Source organism: Acinetobacter sp. ANC 4470 (genome assembly GCF_002135335.1).
GTDB lineage: Bacteria > Pseudomonadota > Gammaproteobacteria > Pseudomonadales > Moraxellaceae > Acinetobacter.
In genome coordinates this window covers 1-16,026 of record NZ_NEGC01000005.1, presented here as the reverse complement: position 1 = coordinate 16,026, position 16,026 = coordinate 1, and the positions used below count along the sequence as shown (strand labels likewise).

Here is a 16,026-nt window from a genome sequence, read left to right as displayed (position 1 = left end):
AGCAATGAATAGCGGTCGTATCATTCAGATCATCGGCGCGGTTATCGACGTCGAGTTTGAACGTAATAGCGTTCCTAAGATCTATGACGCTCTGCAAGTTGTTGGTACTGAAACTACTTTAGAAGTTCAGCAACAGCTTGGTGATGGCGTAGTTCGTACAATCGCAATGGGATCTACTGAAGGTCTTAAGCGCGGTTTAACCGTTACGAATACTGAAGCACCAATTTCTGTACCTGTTGGTACAGCATGTCTTGGTCGTATCATGGACGTTTTAGGACGCCCTATCGACGAAGCTGGTCCAGTTGCAACTGAAGTGCGTTTGCCGATTCACCGTCAACCACCTTCATATGCAGAACAAGCTGCTTCTACTGACCTTTTAGAAACTGGTATTAAAGTAATCGATTTACTTTGCCCGTTTGCTAAAGGTGGTAAAGTTGGTCTGTTCGGTGGTGCCGGTGTTGGTAAAACTGTAAACATGATGGAATTGATCAACAACATCGCGAAAGCTCACTCAGGTTTATCTGTGTTTGCTGGTGTTGGTGAGCGTACTCGTGAAGGTAATGACTTCTATCACGAAATGAAAGATTCTAACGTTCTAGACAAAGTAGCAATGGTCTACGGTCAGATGAATGAGCCACCGGGTAACCGTTTACGCGTAGCGTTGACTGGTCTTACTATGGCTGAATATTTCCGTGATGAGAAAGACGAAAACGGTAAAGGCCGTGACGTATTGTTGTTCGTTGACAACATTTACCGTTACACATTGGCTGGTACCGAAGTGTCTGCACTTCTAGGTCGTATGCCATCTGCAGTAGGTTATCAGCCTACACTTGCAGAGGAAATGGGTCTTCTTCAAGAGCGTATTACATCAACTAAATCTGGTTCGATCACTTCGATCCAAGCGGTTTATGTACCTGCCGATGACTTAACAGATCCATCGCCTGCTACAACGTTTGCTCACTTAGATGCAACTGTTGTATTGAGCCGTGATATCGCGTCTTCTGGTATTTACCCAGCGATCGATCCACTAGATTCAACTTCACGTCAGCTAGATCCTTTAGTTGTTGGTGTTGAGCATTATGAAATTGCACGTTCTGTACAGAACATTTTGCAACGTTATAAAGAGCTTAAAGACATCATCGCAATTTTGGGTATGGACGAATTGGCTGAAGAAGATAAATTGGTTGTTTACCGTGCGCGTAAAATCCAACGTTTCTTCTCTCAACCGTTCCACGTAGCTGAAGTATTTACCGGTGCTCCTGGTAAATTAGTATCTCTTAAAGAAACGATTCGTGGCTTTAAAGGTCTTCTAGCTGGTGAATACGACCACATTCCAGAACAAGCGTTCTATATGGTTGGTGGTATTGACGAAGTTATTGCTAAAGCAGAGAAACTTTAATTAGCGACTCTAATTTAGGAGATTCTCATGGCGACTATGCAATGTGATGTTGTAAGTGTAAAAGAGTCTTTGTACTCTGGCACTGTAACTATGCTAATTGCGAAAGGTGCTGGTGGTGAGTTGGGTATTATGCCTGGTCATGCTCCACTGGTAACTTTGCTTAAGCCGGGCGCGATTCGCGTTCTGTTAGAAAACGGTACAGAAGAGTTAATCTATGTATCTGGTGGTGTTCTAGAAGTTCAACCGCATGTTGTTACTGTTCTTGCAGATACTGCAGTTCGTGCTGACAGCCTAGATGAAGTAGCAATTCTTGAAGCGCGTAAAAACGCTGAAACATTGCTTGCAAATCAAAAAAGCGATTTGGACTCTGCTGCTGCATTGGCTGCTCTTGCAGAAACTGCTGCACAGTTGGAAACCATCCGCAAAATTAAAAACCGCGCTCAATAAGAGACGGTTTGAGATTGAAGAAGCCACCCGAGAGGGTGGCTTTTTTTTATTGTAAAGACTAAAATTTTTATATAACAAAATCTTTTTGAAATACAGGCCTATTCAAGGAAAAGTAAAAAATTATATCTAAAGTTGAATTTGTTTAAGACTTGTATTGAGTTAAGCTTTTAGAAAATTTAATAAAGATTATCAATGAATATCATCGAACACGAACCGCATTTTTGGGAACTTTACCAAGACTTTGATCATTATTATTTAAGTGTCGCTGTGGACATGAGTTCCGTGGTGTCTTGTTGGGATTTAGTGCTCAATCAGGATGAAATTTTGGCTTATGAGCATCGTGGCCGTGAAAGTATTCAAACATTGGCAAAGTCTATGGTTGCTTTAGCCTATCGGGGGGATTTTACCGAGATGGAATCCCGTTTAGCCAAACCTTATGAACGTCATGTTATGCAGGTGGTCTTTAAAGCTTGGCAGGACAGTCAAAAAGTTAAACCATGATTTATGTGGAAAAAAAGGTTGAATAGAACATTCACCATTACCCATAATTTTGACCTTAAACATTTCGTCAAAGCCTTCATCTAAACTAGGTACTTCTAATTTTTATAGGTTACAGGTACAGCCACCTCAGAAAGATTGGTTTTAGTTACTCGAAAACGATTTTGTCTTTAAAATACTGTTTAAACTGGCGTTAAAATAATCATAAATTCTTTCAAAGCCAAGAGGTTTAGTACGCTGTATAGAATGTGCACGATCTTCACGGGTTGGTGTTATCAATCAGCATTTTAGTTTTACTGGCTAAGCAGGCTTCAAAAATCATATTTTCCCGATGTTGGGTTTTCAGCATATCCAAATTAATCCGAAAATGTGTATTATAAAAAGACTGCTTATAAAATGTAGACTTACCAGAAGCTTGAACACCTGTAAAATGATGAGTTACATGGTATTTGCTATAGATTTAGGTGGGATCAATGATTAAAGCATGTCAGAGCTGCTGTAAGTTAAAGTGATTCAGTCTGTTCACGGTCTGTTTGAGGAAATTGTAAAGGTTTATGGTGCTCGACCAATTCAGAGGGAATGAATTGGTCTAAATATTTGAAATTAACTTTCTTGATCTTGTTCATTCTGCTCTTGTGGAATCAACATGCCTGCCAATTTGATCATTTCCGTTTGTATGCTGCCCATTTGTTGTTCAATTTTCTTGAAATCGATCTGATTTAAATTTATGTCGCCATTTAAAAATGGAGTCGCCAATACTTGTTGATTGGCTTGCAGAATATTTTGACGAATTGAATCAATTTCTTGGCTTTTTAAGTTCAAGCTGGTCAACGCTTGATTAAATCCAGTCAGTTGTTGTTGCAGGGTTTTGGCAGTTGCTTGTAGTTGCTGTTGATCTTTGTCATTGATTGCAGTTTGCAACTCATTTTGAGTTTGCTTAAGTTGTGCAACATAATCACCCGCTTTCAATTGCATATCTGCAACATCACGAACCATATAAAACATGTTGCCGCTTTTTAAATCCGCTTGAGGTGTTTGAGCAGATGAGTTCATTGCCTTTTCACTTGATTGACCTGTTTGGATATCACCAGACTGAGGTTCAGAGACCTGTTCACAAGCACTCAATAACATGCCTGTGCTAAACAGCATAAAAGGTAAAACTGCATTTTGGATGAATTTTTTCATAACCGAATTCATATTTTTTCTAGATTAGAGTGAATATAAGACCGAAATATGTGGAAAAAACGGATTGTTGCAAAGCAATAACAAATTTACTTAATCGCACTAAAAAAAGAGTGTCAAAGCACTCTGTTGATTAAACCTAAATTCTTTAATTTGCGACAATTTTGAGAATATTATGGTTTAGTACATTTATTAAAACGTAATTGCCATTCACTTTAATCCATTGTTGGTTTTTGCCCGGCTTACTTAATTTTTTGTGTTGATTATGATCAACTTGATAACTTTGACCATGATATTGACTTGGTAATTTTTGACCGACCTTCCAATTATGTGATGGATTTGCCGATTTTTTCACATCGTTGTGCGAGTTTTTAACAATGGGTTTAGTTGGTTGCTGTGTATTGTGGTTATTTGGATGTTGGCTATGTTGTTGCGGATTATGATCTTGTGGTGCAGCTATTGCAGGTGCAGCAACTAAAGTCGTCGTTAATGATAAAACGATTGCTTTTACGAGCGTATTCATACTTCACCTTTTGTTCATGGCGGTTGGTTTATGAATTGATTGTATCGCTAAGTTATTGATAGATCGTGAATGAAATGTTGTTAAATGATTAAAATAATGAAAGAAAGATGAAGCGTTAAAAGTTTGTATTTTATGTGTCTAATTATTTGTTTTTTAAATAAAAATGTAAGCATGTACAATGTGTATAGATGCTTACATTACGGTTATACAATTACTTGATTAATTCCGCATTAATCGCATCCACGATACGTGCATCATCTGCGGTAATATCGGGTGCGAAACGTGCCACCACTTCACCATTTTTATTGATCAGAAATTTTTCAAAGTTCCAAAGCACTTCTGGTTTTGGGTTTGGGGTTAAACCGTAATCCACTAAGTCTTTCCACCAAGGACCTTCACCCATACGTTCTGGAATCGCTTGAATCAAAGTTTGATACAGCGGATGTTTGTCTTCGCCAGCCACTGAAATTTTAGCAAACAGTGGAAAAGCAACTTGATAATTCAATGAGCAAAATTCTTGAATTTCTTCATCAGAACCTGGTTCTTGGGCTAAGAAATTATTGGCAGGGAAACCTAAAATTTCAAGTCCTTGTTCTTTCTTTTCTTGGTATAGTTTTTCTAAGCCTTCATATTGTGGTGTTAGACCACACTTCGATGCGGTATTTACAATAAGCAGCACTTTACCTTGATATTGGTTCAGTGTGGTTTCATTGCCTTGAATCGTTTTGACTGGGATGTCATAAACAGAATTGCCCATTCGCTTGTCCTTAAATACTTGAGATCATTACTGCTTTGTTGTAACGGTTATTGTGTATATCGACAAGTATTTATTGCGATTTGTGCATAAATATTTGTGTGATAAAAAGAATAAGAAAACAGCTTAATAGCGCTATCTTTCATGATCAGCTCGAGACTATGAGCAGTATTGGTTTTGTTTGGGCAATCTCTGGCTTTTTTGCTCGCCTGTTTTTAAATTGTTTTTAATACCCATCCGCATAGAATTAATTTCATCATTAAACCTCATGCTGTTTTTTTAGATTTAAAAATATTGCACCTACTCAATCGAGTACTGCGGTTAAAATTGCATATGGATGTTGGTGTCGATAAGAATATTCTTGTTGCTCAGCTGTAAGTTGCAAAAGTCGTGATTGAAGCTGATAAAAAATTAGACATCACGTAATTGGGCGGGCGTTTGTTCGGTATAGCGTTTAAAGAACTCAATAAAACTGGAACTATGCTGATACCCCAGTTCGTAGGCGAGTTTTTTCACGGTTTTACCTTGGCGAATTTGTGTAATCGCATATAAAATTTTAGCGCGATTGCGCCATTCAGATAAGCTTAACTGTAATTCCTGTTGGCTTAAACGCAGCAAATGCCGTTCACTCATCGAGGAATGGTTGAGCAGTTGCTGCAAGCTTTTATGAAAGAGTGCGGGATTGGATAATTGTTGTAAGAGTGGCTTGAGTGACACATGGTTACTCTGAGGTAAATAATGTTCATAGGCTGGGGCAGCTTTCAGTTGATCGACTAATACCTGTAACAAATGCCGATAACCCGTTGTTGTGCTGTCTTTTTGTTTTTGTTCCAAAATTTCATGCACCAGATGACGAAGAAAGGGGCGAATACTTAAAGTTCTGGTGCAAGATGCAAAATCTCCACAGAGTGATGGATGGATGCGAATGCAGACATAGTGGGTGATTTGTTCATCTAAAGCGATGGAGGTATGCGCTGTTTGAGGTGGGAGCCATAAACCATAATTTGGTGGGGATAGATAAATTTGTTGTTCAATTTCATATTCTAAAATACCATTCAGACTAAAATTAAAATCGCCCCACAGCGAACTATGCGGTGCCACAATTTCATCTTTTTGATAAAAAAAATCATTCACTTCTATATATTGTTCAATCGTCATCTGCATATCCATGTCCTCATTTTTACTTTTTTTATCCAGCTGTATGTCAGTTTTTTAGTACGTAGAAATTTGATTGAATGACAAAACAAAAATATCACTGTGTCTGTAGCCCGATATTAATGTCTGAAATTCGATATTCTAATTATTTCAGACTTCAGTGAAAATGAATACTGAGAATATGGATACATCAGGAGAGGACATGACACAGCAAAACAAAACAGTCTGGTGGGCGCTGGCTTTACCGCTGCTGGCTGTTTTAATTTGGTCATTGAATATTACCGTGACACGTTATGTGGTGGACTATATTTCTCCCGTCAGTATTAGTTTCTATCGTTGGTTGGTGGCTTTTCTGGTTTTAACACCGTTTATGTTGGCTAAAGTTTGGCGTGAACGTCAGTTGGTGTTGCAACATTGGAAACAGCTTGCGGTACTTGCTGCTTTTGGGATGGTGCTGTATCAAGGCTTGGGCTATACCGCAGCGCATTACACCACTGCGACCAATATGGGTATTATTAATGCTTTTATTCCGATATTTACCATTTTTGTTTCAATGTTGATGCTGAAGGATATTCCCAACCGTTTTGCTGTGGTGGGAAGTCTATTATCTTTTGTTGGCTTACTCTATGTGATGACACAAGGAAACTTGGTCAATTTAGTTCAATCTAGTGGGCATCTGGGCGATGTCATGATGGTGCTTGCAGTGTTTTTCTATGCTTTTTATGGCGTATTTTTGAAAAAGTGGCAGTTGCAAATACCGTTGATGATTAGTCTGTATGTACAGATTATTTTTGCATTACTGTACCATTTGCCTTTTGTTTTATGGATAGGATTGGATGCAGTTGATCAGCAGAATGCGGGTAGTGTACTGTATGCTGGTGTTTTCCCTTCCTTAGTTGCACCATTGGTTTGGATGTTGGCAGTGCAAATGATTGGCCCCAATCGAACCAGTATTTTTATGAACTTGATGCCAGTTTTTACCGCAATTATTGCCAATATGTGGTTGGGTGAGGCATGGACCAAATATCATACTATTGGGGGTATTGTGATTTTATTGGGTATTTTATTGGCACAAAAAAAAGTATATAAGTGAAACTTAAAGATCAAAAAACAAGCAAACAAATTTATTTTTTCATTCCATTTAATTGAATTAGACCGTGAATAATCATTTTAAAGTGGTTGTTTACATAAAAGGTTATTAAAAATAGTGAGATAATTTAAATTATTAATAAAATTTGATGAATCGATCATCATATTTGAATTTCTTATAAAGAGAATAATATATTTGTATATTAAAATAATTTATTAGATAATACTGCTGTCGTAAATATTTAAGTTTTTATTCATAGTGACTTAATTTTTACACCCAGATTTAAAGACCCTCTGGATGTGTTTATGCACATCCTTTTTTATGCTCAACCATGTATATGTGGTTGAGCTTTTTTTTGTCTCAATTTAGCCATCATATTTAAGCACGAATAATGTGACCTGTTTCGGCATCGATAATTCGGCTTGCTTCTTGGCTAAGCCCTAAGTCACCATTCAAGTAATCGATTTGATTTGAAAAATATTGATTGGCTTGTTGTAGTGAAAGGGCTGGTTTTTCACTGGCAGGATTGGCACTGGTCGATACAATAAAACCATGAAATGCATTACATAGTGCCACGCATAAAGGATGGGTGGTGACGCGTACAGCTACTTTAGGATGGCTGCCTTTAATCCATGTTGGAATCTGATCATCTGCGGGCAACAACCAAGTGGTTGCTCTTTCGGTCGGTGATTGGTGGCTCCAAGAATCGATGACTTTTTGGCGCATTTTTTCTGAAAGAGACTGCACTAAATGTTCAACTTGGGAAAGGTGGCTGGCCAATAAAATAACGCCTTTTTCAATCGGACGTTGTTTCAAGCGCAAAATTTCTAAAAAAGCGAGCTCATTAAAAGGATCACAGCCTAAGCCCCACACTGCCTCCGTAGGATATGCTAAAACATGTCCTTGTTTTAAACATTGAGCAGCTTCGGCAACAGAGGTGGTAATCATTAGATTTTATCCCGTCAAATTCGTTAGAGGAATATTGTGAACCTTATTTGCTTAGACGACAACGTAGATACAAACCTGCCTGCTGTATACATAAGCCAAGTAGCTCTAATTCCATCAGTTGGCTAGTCAATGTGCCAACATCTAATCGGAGTTTGGCAATCAACTCATCTATATTTTGTCCAACCCAATCCAGTTGCTTATACAGTGGTGCTAAGTGCGTAGGTAATTCGATTTGTACTTCAGTTTTAGGAGCACTTTTTGATTGTTCAATCTGTTGTTGATTTTGCCATTGTGTTGGTAGTGCTAAGTCTTCAAGCACTTGCTCAGGATGATCAACTAAAATAGCACCTTCACGAATCAGTTGGTGGCTACCTTGATGGTGTTCACTATAAATATGCCCTGGAATGGCAAAAACCAATTTACCTTGTTCTGCTGCAAGTTTTGCGGTAATTAATGAACCACTTTTCAATGCAGCTTCAGCGACAATCACGCCTAAACTTAAAGCACTGACAATTCGATTACGTCGTGGGAAATGGTGTTGTAAAGGCAGGGTTCCGGGTAAAAATTCAGTAATGACGGTGCCTGAATGGGCAAGAATTTGTTGTCGTAGTTGTTGATGCTGTGTGGGATAAGTCTGCTCTAAACCTGTGCCCATCACCGCGATGGTTTTATGCTGCCGTAAAGCCCCCTGATGTGCAGCTTCATCAATCCCTTGCGCTAAGCCACTGCTAATATAAAAGCCTTTTTCACTTAAATAATAAGCAAAGTCATAAGCGACTTGTCGTCCATGGCTGCTGGGTTTTCGGCTGCCAACAATGGCAATTTGAGCTTGTGATAAGGCTTTAGCATCACCTTGACCAAATAAAATAGGTGGTTTATCTGAATAAGGAAGCAGTTGGGTCGGATAGTCTGGATGATCCAGTGTAAGAATAAAATCACTATTTTTTTGAATATCCTGTAATAGGATTTGGAATTTTTGTTGCCCTGTTGCGGTTTGAAATTCGCTCAGGCGTTGTAAGTGATTTTTATGTAATGCCAGTGCCGACCATTGAGGAAAATTTTGAGGGTCAATTGCTTGGCGAATGCTGCCAAAATGTTGTTCTAGTTTGTAAAAACTCGATAGCGAATGTTGAACCAAATACCATAACGTAATAGTTTCAATTTGCGTTGCTGACAAATGGTTCAACATAGAATGACCTTAAATTAGTTAGTCATCCATCTGCGGTGGTTGGATACCAGCGCCGATCTTAATTGGTAATTCACTATCTAGGACGTAAGCATAGCTTAAATTATCGAAGCTTTTGAATACCATAACATTACCAATACGTTGTCCTGGTAATTGAACACGTTCTTTGGTTTTTGGATCTGTAACCACTTCACCTTTTTGGTTGATGCTGAACACATGACCGACTTGAACGCCTTGTAAGCTACCACGATCAAGCGTCACTACACTGTGTTTTGCAGCAGTACCAATTGAGCCCATCACGCGAACGACTTGGCCACCAGCGACGACATCTTCGGCATTGGTTGGATAGAACAATGTCGGTAACATTGGATCATATTCAGGGAGAACTCGATCACCACGACGTACTTCAGAATTATACGTGTCAGTCAATTCAAGGGTGGTAATGTCATTTTCCCCACGAACAGCTATTCCTGCTGCAACCTGAATAAGCTCAAGACCAGCATTGTATTTTTTGCCATGTGCATCGGGAAACATATATGGTTCGGCTTCACGGTAAACCGCATAGCGTTGACCTACTTCTAACCCATTTCCGCGAGCATAGACAGTTTGACCTTTTGCCGCGAGTACACGTTGGTCAGCAGTACCTAAAATGTATGGCGTAGACTGAATTGATTCAGGCGCAACAATACTGCTACGTTCTAACCAGTGTTGAATGTATTCCAATGGGATCACTGGAATAGCACTATTTAAAGATTCCATGCGAACTTGCGGTTGTAGCTTAGAGCCACCTGTATAGCGACGGATAATACCTTCACAACCATCACCTTCATCTTTACCGATGATCGGGCGACCATTATAGGTACACATCAATAAACGGTCACCAGGGAAAATCCAGTGCGGATTTTTTACGTGTTTATTGCTTGCCCAAATTTCAGGCCAACGTACTGGGTTTTTCAAAAATCTTTTTGAAATATCCCACAAAGTATCGCCTTTTTTCACCACATAAACTTGTGGTGCACCTACTTTTAACGCAGGTGGATTGATATTGCGAGACGGCGCCGCTTCAGCAACATTAACGACTCCAACCCCAACACTTACACAAACGGCAAGTGCTAATAATTGTTTTTTAAACCCCAAGGCACTAAAAATTGGCATGCCATTAAAAACCTTTTTCATTATCATAATTCCTAAAATTATGTATGTAGTTGCGTTATAATAACGATATTACACACATTTTTTTGATGAAGCATTCCTTCATTTTGTTTTTTGATCAATGGCATAAGTGAGGACACCGTATGGCCTTATTACCTGTTTTAAGTTTCCCGGATCCCCGTCTTCGTACCATTGCTAAACCAATCGAAGAAGTCACTGATGAAGTTCGTCAGCTTGCAGCAGATATGTTTGAAACCATGTATGAAGCCCCGGGTATTGGTTTGGCTGCGACACAAGTTGATCATCATATTCAGCTGATTGTCATGGATTTATCTGAACATAAAGATCAACCCATGGTGTTTATTAACCCGAAGGTTACGCCATTAACTGAAGAAACTCAGCCTTATGAAGAAGGCTGTCTATCTGTGCCTCAAATATACGATAAAGTTGAGCGCCCGTCACGCGTAAAAATTGAGGCAATTAACCTTGAAGGTCAATCATTTGAGATAGAAGCAGACGAACTTCTCGCTGTTTGTATTCAACATGAAATGGATCACTTAAATGGTAAATTATTTGTCGATTATTTATCGCCATTAAAGCGTCAGCGTGCACGTGAAAAAGTGGAAAAAGTGGTTCGCCAGCGCGAAAAAGAGCAAGTCGCAGTAAAGCGCTAAGCCGCTGCTTTAAGAAAAAATATGTCAAACAAAGCCCAATTTTGATTGGGCTTTGTTATACTTGTGGCGCGAAAAATTGCAGGATTCACTTTTTGCTGTTACGTAGTGGGTTGTTGCTATCTTGTATAGCAGTGTTTTTACAGATTGCTGTTTTTTTACAGCCTTTGCTACCGAAGCAGTATCAGATTGCTCCGGTCTGTGAAACCATCACGCGTGCATTATTACTTCAACCTACTACTTCTCATCAGTCCCATCATATATCTTCCAATCATGCTCATAACCCTGTTGATCAGGATAGTCAGTTGCATAGCCAAGATGCAGGACATCATCACGATGCTAATCATCAATGCCAGTACTGTACGGTTTATGGCAATTTGGTTTTGCCGCCTGAATTAAATGTCAAAGAAGTATTAGTTCGGATACAAATTCGTTTAGTTGCCTTTCAAAAAGCATTTTTACATGTTTATTTTGTTCTGCAGCGCCTCTATTTACTCCCTCAAGGGCGAGCCCCACCACGCTTTGCTTAAATCAAAACTTAATTTTTAGGGTCTTTAAGACTCTAGACCTTGTGCTGCTTTATTCGCAGCTCATATTTATGATTTAAGAGAGATGAAAATGGCTCAGCCAAAATTCTTTTTACAGCCTTTGTCGGCTGCAATTTGTGTTGCTTGTTATTCGGGAACAGTCTTTGCTGTAGAACAAACTAATGTGACACAACGTTTAGCACCTATCGTCGTGACAGCTCAGACTGCAAATGATACCAATGGACTGATTATTCGGGCCGATCCTAAACAGCCGATTCAACCGATTCCTGCTACCGATGGCGCAGATTATTTACAAAGTATTCCGGGCTTTAGCTCGATTAAAAATGGTGGAACCAATGGAGATGTCACGTTTCGTGGCATGTTTGGTTCACGGATTAAAATTTTAACCGATGGTTCTGAAAGTCTAGGCGCATGTCCAGCACGTATGGATGCACCGACGTCTTATATTCAGCCTGAAAGTTATGATCAAATTTCTGTGGTTAAAGGCCCGCAAACCGTGCAATACGCCAATACCGGTTCAGCAGCCACAGTTATTTTTGAACGAAAAAAACCAGAACTCACTGCTGCAAAACCTTATCAAGGTCAAGCCAGTGTATTGATGGGTTCTTTTGGGCGCTTGGATCACAATGTGGAAACAACGCTTGGGGATGAAAAGAAATATATTCGTTTAAATGCCAATCGTTCTGAATCGAACAGTTATCAAGATGGTGATGGTAATAAAGTGCCTTCTGCTTGGGAACGTTGGAATGCAGATGTCGCACTGGGTTGGACACCAGATGAAAATACATGGCTGGAGCTGACGGGTGGAAAATCGGATGGAGAGGCTTTGTATGCAGGTCGTGATATGGATGGTTCACGATTTGCTCGTGAAAGTTTGGGACTGCGTTTTGAAAAGAAAAACCTGACCGATGTGATTCAGAAAGTCGAAGCGCAGGTGAACTATAGTTATAACGATCATGTCATGGATAACTTTAGATTAAGAACGCCGCCGATGACACACGACATGATGACGCATCAAATGGTATCTAATCCATCAGAGATGCAAGTCACCCGCCGTACTTTGAATACCCGTTTCGCTATGACCAGTGAGTGGAACAAACTGAATTTAATGACGGGTATCGACTCTCAGCAGAATCATCATGCAGGAAGTATGAAATCCTTGATGATGGATATGCCATTGACCACCAATATGAAATTCCAATCCTATGGTGCATTTGCTGAACTGGGTTATCAATTGAGTGAAAACTCAAAACTGGTGACAGGTGCACGGGTTGATCAAGTCAAAATTGATGCGCTTAAGCTCAGTAATGATCGTTCAGAAACTTTACCTAGTGGCTTTATTCGTCTGGAAAGTCAACATCCTGAACATGATGCCAAAAGCTATATTGGTTTAGGTTATGTTGAACGTGTGCCTGATTATTGGGAGTTATTTAGTACTGCGCATGGTAATTCAGGCATGTCAAAACCCACTTTTAATGATTTGGATACTGAAAAAACCTTGCAGTTGGATTTGGGTTATCAACATCAACATGGTGCTTTTAACTCATGGGTTTCAGCTTATGCAGGTTTGATTAATGACTATATTTTAATGAGTTATCATAATCATCCGACCTCAGGTGGGCATGACCATGGCTCAAGCTTTAGTGCAGGGGCGAAAAATGTCGATGCCACCATTGCGGGAGCGGAAGCAGGATTCGGCTATCAGTTTAGTGATGCCATTCAGGCGGATGTGAGTGCCATGTATGCATGGGGTAAAAACACCATAGACAACAAAGCATTACCGCAAATTTCGCCGTTAGAAGGACGCTTTAATCTGCGCTATGTTCAAGACAAATATACCTTCGGGATGTTGTGGCGTGTGGTTGCGAAACAAGATCGTATTAGCTTAAACCAAGGTAATATCGTGGGCTATGACATGAATGAGAGCAAAGCGTTTAGTACACTGGCGTTAAATGCTTCTTATAATCTAATCAAAGATGTTGATGTAGCTGTTGGTGTGGATAATGTTTTAGATAAAACCTACACCGAACACTTAAACAAAGCGGGAAGTTCAGGTTTTGGTTTTGCCAGTAATGAACAATTCAATAATACCGGTCGTAATTATTGGGCACGAATCAGTATGAAGTTCTAAGGTCTTGATGTGCAAAAAACCGAGTTAAAATACTCGGTTTTTTGCTTTCAAATGATAGAAAAGTATAAGCAAAAATAGAGCTATTGATGCATGCTCGCCAATTGTTTGGCTTTGCTTTGATATAAAGCCAAACCTAGTTTTTGAATATTGCGACCACTATGTTGTAGGCGTTGACTTAATTTAGGTGAATATTTAGCACTGGTATATAGAACCACATTTCGGGCTATTAAGTAATAAGCAAACCACGCTGCTGGACGATGCTTTAAACCCAGTTTTTGCATTTTTTTACGACCAATAAAAAATTGTGTCACTTCTAAATGCTGACGATATGCCCATTTTTGTTGTAAAGGTTTTAAATAACGATACTGACGTTCAAAAGGCTCTTTAGATAGACTTGAGCCTAATTCAAAACTGGAGTGATCCGATTGCGGATGGGCATATTGCATCCAATACAGTAGTTTCCATCCATCAGACTCTTTATGGACCAGCCATTTTTCATCTACGCCCATCAGCCAGCCGATATATTTCCAAAAATGCAAAAAGCTATCGACTTCATCTTGGTTGGGAAAAATTCCCAGTGCACGAATACCAATCAAAACTACACCACTAAACGCAATATTGGTCATGGCCAGATCAAACTGATTGATGGGCGTGCCCCATGTTTCCGCATCCCAACGTTCCGATTTTTTCAGTTGATGACGAACTAAGGCATGAATAAAACGTACATAGATAGTTGAGGTGAAACCAGCATTAAAGCGTTGTAAGCCATGAGCTTCGGTGATGTCGATCCACCATTTCGTGGTTTCAGCTAAGCGTGTGCCAGCCTGTTTTTTCAGTGCACCTGTCAGCACAAGCGGTTGATTAAATCCGGGATATAAATAACCGGTCATTAATGATAAATCACGCAGAATAAAACCATTGTTGATGCCTAAGCGATGAGTAAAGTTGAGTGCCTGCTCAATTTTACCTTGATCGACCCAATCTGGCAGCGTTTGCACCGTATTAAAAAACGCGATGAGTTCGGGAATGGGTTCAGCTAATTGATCCAATCCTTTAAATAATGCCGTTTCAAAATATTGTCGGTGTAATTTAGGGTTTTGCATCATCCAAACGATGACTTGATCCATGGCTGTATCGCCCTTTTGCAAAGCTTGATTCAAAGATAAATATTCTGCATAAGTCGGTTGTAAATGTTGTCCTGTGAGCAAACTCAGCATTTGAGTTTTCCAGTTACGACTGAACATTGTTTCAAATGGCGCTAATCGTTTGAGAATCGAGATCGTTGACATTGCAGGTGAGTCCTGATTATTGTTTAATCAAACTCTAATATGAATGTTTATTCGTATTCAATTCGCATTTCTATGTGAGTCAAAGCATGAGAAAAAAACCACAACAACAACGGGCAAAACTGATTGTTGATCATATCTTACAAGCCGCCCAAATTTGTATTGTAGAGCAGGGCTTAATGCACATAACGACACCTAAGATTGCAGAGAAGGCAGGTGTCAGTGTTGGCTCGCTATATCAATATTTTGAAAATAAAGAAGAGATTATTCAGGAATTATTGCGTCGTAAAAGTGAAAACTTAGGCTTAGCGTTAAAACAGATGGTAATTACACAAGCGCAATTAAGCATTCAGGAGATTATTCCCTTAAGTATCCAATTCGGGTTTGATGTGATGCGAGCGGAAAGTGGTTTTTTTATCGAAGTCTTAAAACATTGGCATGGATATAACAATTCAGAAGCAGCACAGGTTCTAGAAAAGCACTTTTTTGAAGTGGGAATGTATGTATTTAATCGTTTTTATCGGCATTGGGATTTTGAAATGCTTAAACATAAATCATTTGTGATCATTAATAGTACCTTGTTTACCATGATGCGTTATGTGAGTAATAATGATTTTCTTATTTCAGAACAACAGCTTAGAGATGAATTGTCGAATATGATCTTGGCTTATTTAGAGCAAAAATAGTTTTTAAAAACAATATTGAAATAAATTATTTAATAAAATCATATGCTTATTTATTTTATGGTTTGAAAAACGAACGGCTAGTTCATTTAATTTGAAAAAGGGGTTGCGTGGGGATTTTTTTCGCCTATAATGCGTATCCATCGGCGGTGATGTTAAATAAAACCTCTGGTAAATCAATAAGTTGATTGGGTTGTTAAGATTTCGAATGAGATTTTAGGATTAGATTTAAACTTGGATTTGTCGGAAAAATATTTAACAAAACCAGTTGACTTTCTCTGGAAAGAGAGTAGTATTGCCGACCTAGCTTGCTGATGACGAATCAGTAAGAAGATCATTAAGAGATTATGAAGAACAACTTGTGTGGATTTTT

The 16,026-nt window shown here is 39.1% G+C and carries 16 protein-coding genes and 1 pseudogene; 8 read left to right on the top strand and 9 right to left on the bottom strand.

What is annotated here, in order from left to right:
* Positions 1 to 4 precede the first annotated feature (4 nt).
* The 3 genes from atpD (at position 5) to B9T25_RS08585 (ending at position 2,347) form a co-directional block, all read left to right on the top strand.
* Complete coding sequence (gene atpD / locus B9T25_RS08595) at positions 5 to 1,399, top strand: F0F1 ATP synthase subunit beta (RefSeq protein WP_086164851.1); 1,395 nt, start codon at positions 5 to 7, stop codon at positions 1,397 to 1,399.
* A 27-nt stretch (positions 1,400 to 1,426) separates the two neighbouring features.
* Positions 1,427 to 1,846 carry a F0F1 ATP synthase subunit epsilon gene (locus B9T25_RS08590; RefSeq protein WP_086164850.1) on the top strand — a complete coding sequence of 140 codons (420 nt, stop codon included), beginning with the start codon at positions 1,427 to 1,429 and terminating at the stop codon, positions 1,844 to 1,846.
* 192 nt (positions 1,847 to 2,038) lie between these two features.
* Entirely contained in the window at positions 2,039 to 2,347 is a 309-nt protein-coding gene (locus B9T25_RS08585) for a hypothetical protein (RefSeq protein ID WP_086188036.1), read from the top strand.
* Positions 2,348 to 2,365: 18 nt separating this feature from the next.
* Here B9T25_RS08585 and B9T25_RS14860 read toward each other — a convergent pair.
* The 5 genes and pseudogenes from B9T25_RS14860 to B9T25_RS08560 form a co-directional block, all read right to left on the bottom strand.
* Positions 2,366 to 2,804, bottom strand: a pseudogene (locus tag B9T25_RS14860) (ATP-binding protein); the annotation flags it as partial.
* 143 nt (positions 2,805 to 2,947) lie between these two features.
* Positions 2,948 to 3,529, bottom strand: a complete 582-nt coding sequence (locus B9T25_RS08575; protein ID WP_086188035.1) for a hypothetical protein — start codon at positions 3,527 to 3,529, stop codon at positions 2,948 to 2,950.
* A 145-nt stretch (positions 3,530 to 3,674) separates the two neighbouring features.
* On the bottom strand, positions 3,675 to 4,049 hold the full coding sequence (locus B9T25_RS08570) for an RcnB family protein (RefSeq protein ID WP_086188034.1): 375 nt from the start codon (positions 4,047 to 4,049) through the stop codon (positions 3,675 to 3,677).
* Between the two features lie 211 nt (positions 4,050 to 4,260).
* Positions 4,261 to 4,806, bottom strand: coding sequence for a glutathione peroxidase (locus B9T25_RS08565; RefSeq protein ID WP_086188033.1), 546 nt, complete (start codon positions 4,804 to 4,806; stop codon positions 4,261 to 4,263).
* Between the two features lie 408 nt (positions 4,807 to 5,214).
* Positions 5,215 to 5,973 (bottom strand): AraC family transcriptional regulator, encoded by a 759-nt coding sequence (locus tag B9T25_RS08560; RefSeq protein WP_416202359.1) that lies wholly within the window; start codon positions 5,971 to 5,973, stop codon positions 5,215 to 5,217.
* A 187-nt stretch (positions 5,974 to 6,160) separates the two neighbouring features.
* On the opposite strand from B9T25_RS08560, the gene B9T25_RS08555 reads away from it, so the two are divergent.
* On the top strand, positions 6,161 to 7,051 hold the full coding sequence (locus B9T25_RS08555) for a DMT family transporter (protein WP_086188031.1): 891 nt from the start codon (positions 6,161 to 6,163) through the stop codon (positions 7,049 to 7,051).
* 375 nt (positions 7,052 to 7,426) lie between these two features.
* Here B9T25_RS08555 and B9T25_RS08550 read toward each other — a convergent pair whose 3' ends face one another.
* From B9T25_RS08550 to B9T25_RS08540, 3 genes are read right to left on the bottom strand one after another with little or no spacing between them, the layout of a single operon-like run.
* Positions 7,427 to 7,996 (bottom strand): L-threonylcarbamoyladenylate synthase, encoded by a 570-nt coding sequence (locus tag B9T25_RS08550; protein WP_086188030.1) that lies wholly within the window; start codon positions 7,994 to 7,996, stop codon positions 7,427 to 7,429.
* Positions 7,997 to 8,039: 43 nt separating this feature from the next.
* Complete coding sequence (dprA, locus tag B9T25_RS08545; protein ID WP_086188029.1) at positions 8,040 to 9,185, bottom strand: DNA-processing protein DprA; 1,146 nt, start codon at positions 9,183 to 9,185, stop codon at positions 8,040 to 8,042.
* 18 nt (positions 9,186 to 9,203) lie between these two features.
* Positions 9,204 to 10,358, bottom strand: a complete 1,155-nt coding sequence (locus tag B9T25_RS08540) for a LysM peptidoglycan-binding domain-containing protein (RefSeq protein ID WP_086188028.1) — start codon at positions 10,356 to 10,358, stop codon at positions 9,204 to 9,206.
* A gap of 119 nt (positions 10,359 to 10,477) precedes the next feature.
* Here B9T25_RS08540 and def point away from each other — a divergent pair, with 119 nt between their 5' ends.
* The 3 genes from def (at position 10,478) to B9T25_RS08525 (ending at position 13,684) form a co-directional block, all read left to right on the top strand.
* Positions 10,478 to 11,008 carry a peptide deformylase gene (gene def, locus B9T25_RS08535; protein ID WP_086188027.1) on the top strand — a complete coding sequence of 177 codons (531 nt, stop codon included), beginning with the start codon at positions 10,478 to 10,480 and terminating at the stop codon, positions 11,006 to 11,008.
* A gap of 92 nt (positions 11,009 to 11,100) precedes the next feature.
* The gene (locus B9T25_RS08530; protein WP_086188026.1) at positions 11,101 to 11,535 is read left to right on the top strand and encodes a DUF2946 family protein; all 435 of its coding nucleotides are present in this window, start codon (positions 11,101 to 11,103) and stop codon (positions 11,533 to 11,535) included.
* Between the two features lie 88 nt (positions 11,536 to 11,623).
* Positions 11,624 to 13,684, top strand: coding sequence for a TonB-dependent copper receptor (locus B9T25_RS08525; protein ID WP_086188025.1), 2,061 nt, complete (start codon positions 11,624 to 11,626; stop codon positions 13,682 to 13,684).
* An 80-nt stretch (positions 13,685 to 13,764) separates the two neighbouring features.
* On the opposite strand, the gene B9T25_RS08520 is transcribed toward B9T25_RS08525, so the two are convergent.
* Complete coding sequence (locus B9T25_RS08520) at positions 13,765 to 14,973, bottom strand: oxygenase MpaB family protein (protein WP_086188024.1); 1,209 nt, start codon at positions 14,971 to 14,973, stop codon at positions 13,765 to 13,767.
* 86 nt (positions 14,974 to 15,059) lie between these two features.
* Between B9T25_RS08520 and B9T25_RS08515 the strand changes: the two genes are divergently transcribed.
* Positions 15,060 to 15,656, top strand: coding sequence for a TetR/AcrR family transcriptional regulator (locus B9T25_RS08515; RefSeq protein ID WP_086188023.1), 597 nt, complete (start codon positions 15,060 to 15,062; stop codon positions 15,654 to 15,656).
* The last annotated feature ends 370 nt before the right edge of the window (positions 15,657 to 16,026 follow it).

Excerpts from the sequence above, each read along its gene's own strand:
- B9T25_RS08550 (WP_086188030.1), bottom strand. The coding sequence starts at position 7,996 with ATGATTACCACCTCTGTTGCCGAAGCTGCTCAATGTTTAAAACAAGGA.
- B9T25_RS08525 (WP_086188025.1), top strand. The coding sequence starts at position 11,624 with ATGGCTCAGCCAAAATTCTTTTTACAGCCTTTGTCGGCTGCAATTTGT.
- atpD (WP_086164851.1), top strand. The coding sequence starts at position 5 with ATGAATAGCGGTCGTATCATTCAGATCATCGGCGCGGTTATCGACGTC.
- B9T25_RS08590 (WP_086164850.1), top strand. The coding sequence starts at position 1,427 with ATGGCGACTATGCAATGTGATGTTGTAAGTGTAAAAGAGTCTTTGTAC.
- B9T25_RS08515 (WP_086188023.1), top strand. The coding sequence starts at position 15,060 with ATGAGAAAAAAACCACAACAACAACGGGCAAAACTGATTGTTGATCAT.
- B9T25_RS08520 (WP_086188024.1), bottom strand. The coding sequence starts at position 14,973 with ATGTCAACGATCTCGATTCTCAAACGATTAGCGCCATTTGAAACAATG.
- B9T25_RS08555 (WP_086188031.1), top strand. The coding sequence starts at position 6,161 with ATGACACAGCAAAACAAAACAGTCTGGTGGGCGCTGGCTTTACCGCTG.
- B9T25_RS08540 (WP_086188028.1), bottom strand. The coding sequence starts at position 10,358 with ATGAAAAAGGTTTTTAATGGCATGCCAATTTTTAGTGCCTTGGGGTTT.
- dprA (WP_086188029.1), bottom strand. The coding sequence starts at position 9,185 with ATGTTGAACCATTTGTCAGCAACGCAAATTGAAACTATTACGTTATGG.
- def (WP_086188027.1), top strand. The coding sequence starts at position 10,478 with ATGGCCTTATTACCTGTTTTAAGTTTCCCGGATCCCCGTCTTCGTACC.
- B9T25_RS08565 (WP_086188033.1), bottom strand. The coding sequence starts at position 4,806 with ATGGGCAATTCTGTTTATGACATCCCAGTCAAAACGATTCAAGGCAAT.
- B9T25_RS08585 (WP_086188036.1), top strand. The coding sequence starts at position 2,039 with ATGAATATCATCGAACACGAACCGCATTTTTGGGAACTTTACCAAGAC.
- B9T25_RS08560 (WP_416202359.1), bottom strand. The coding sequence starts at position 5,973 with ATGGATATGCAGATGACGATTGAACAATATATAGAAGTGAATGATTTT.
- B9T25_RS08575 (WP_086188035.1), bottom strand. The coding sequence starts at position 3,529 with ATGAAAAAATTCATCCAAAATGCAGTTTTACCTTTTATGCTGTTTAGC.
- B9T25_RS08570 (WP_086188034.1), bottom strand. The coding sequence starts at position 4,049 with ATGAATACGCTCGTAAAAGCAATCGTTTTATCATTAACGACGACTTTA.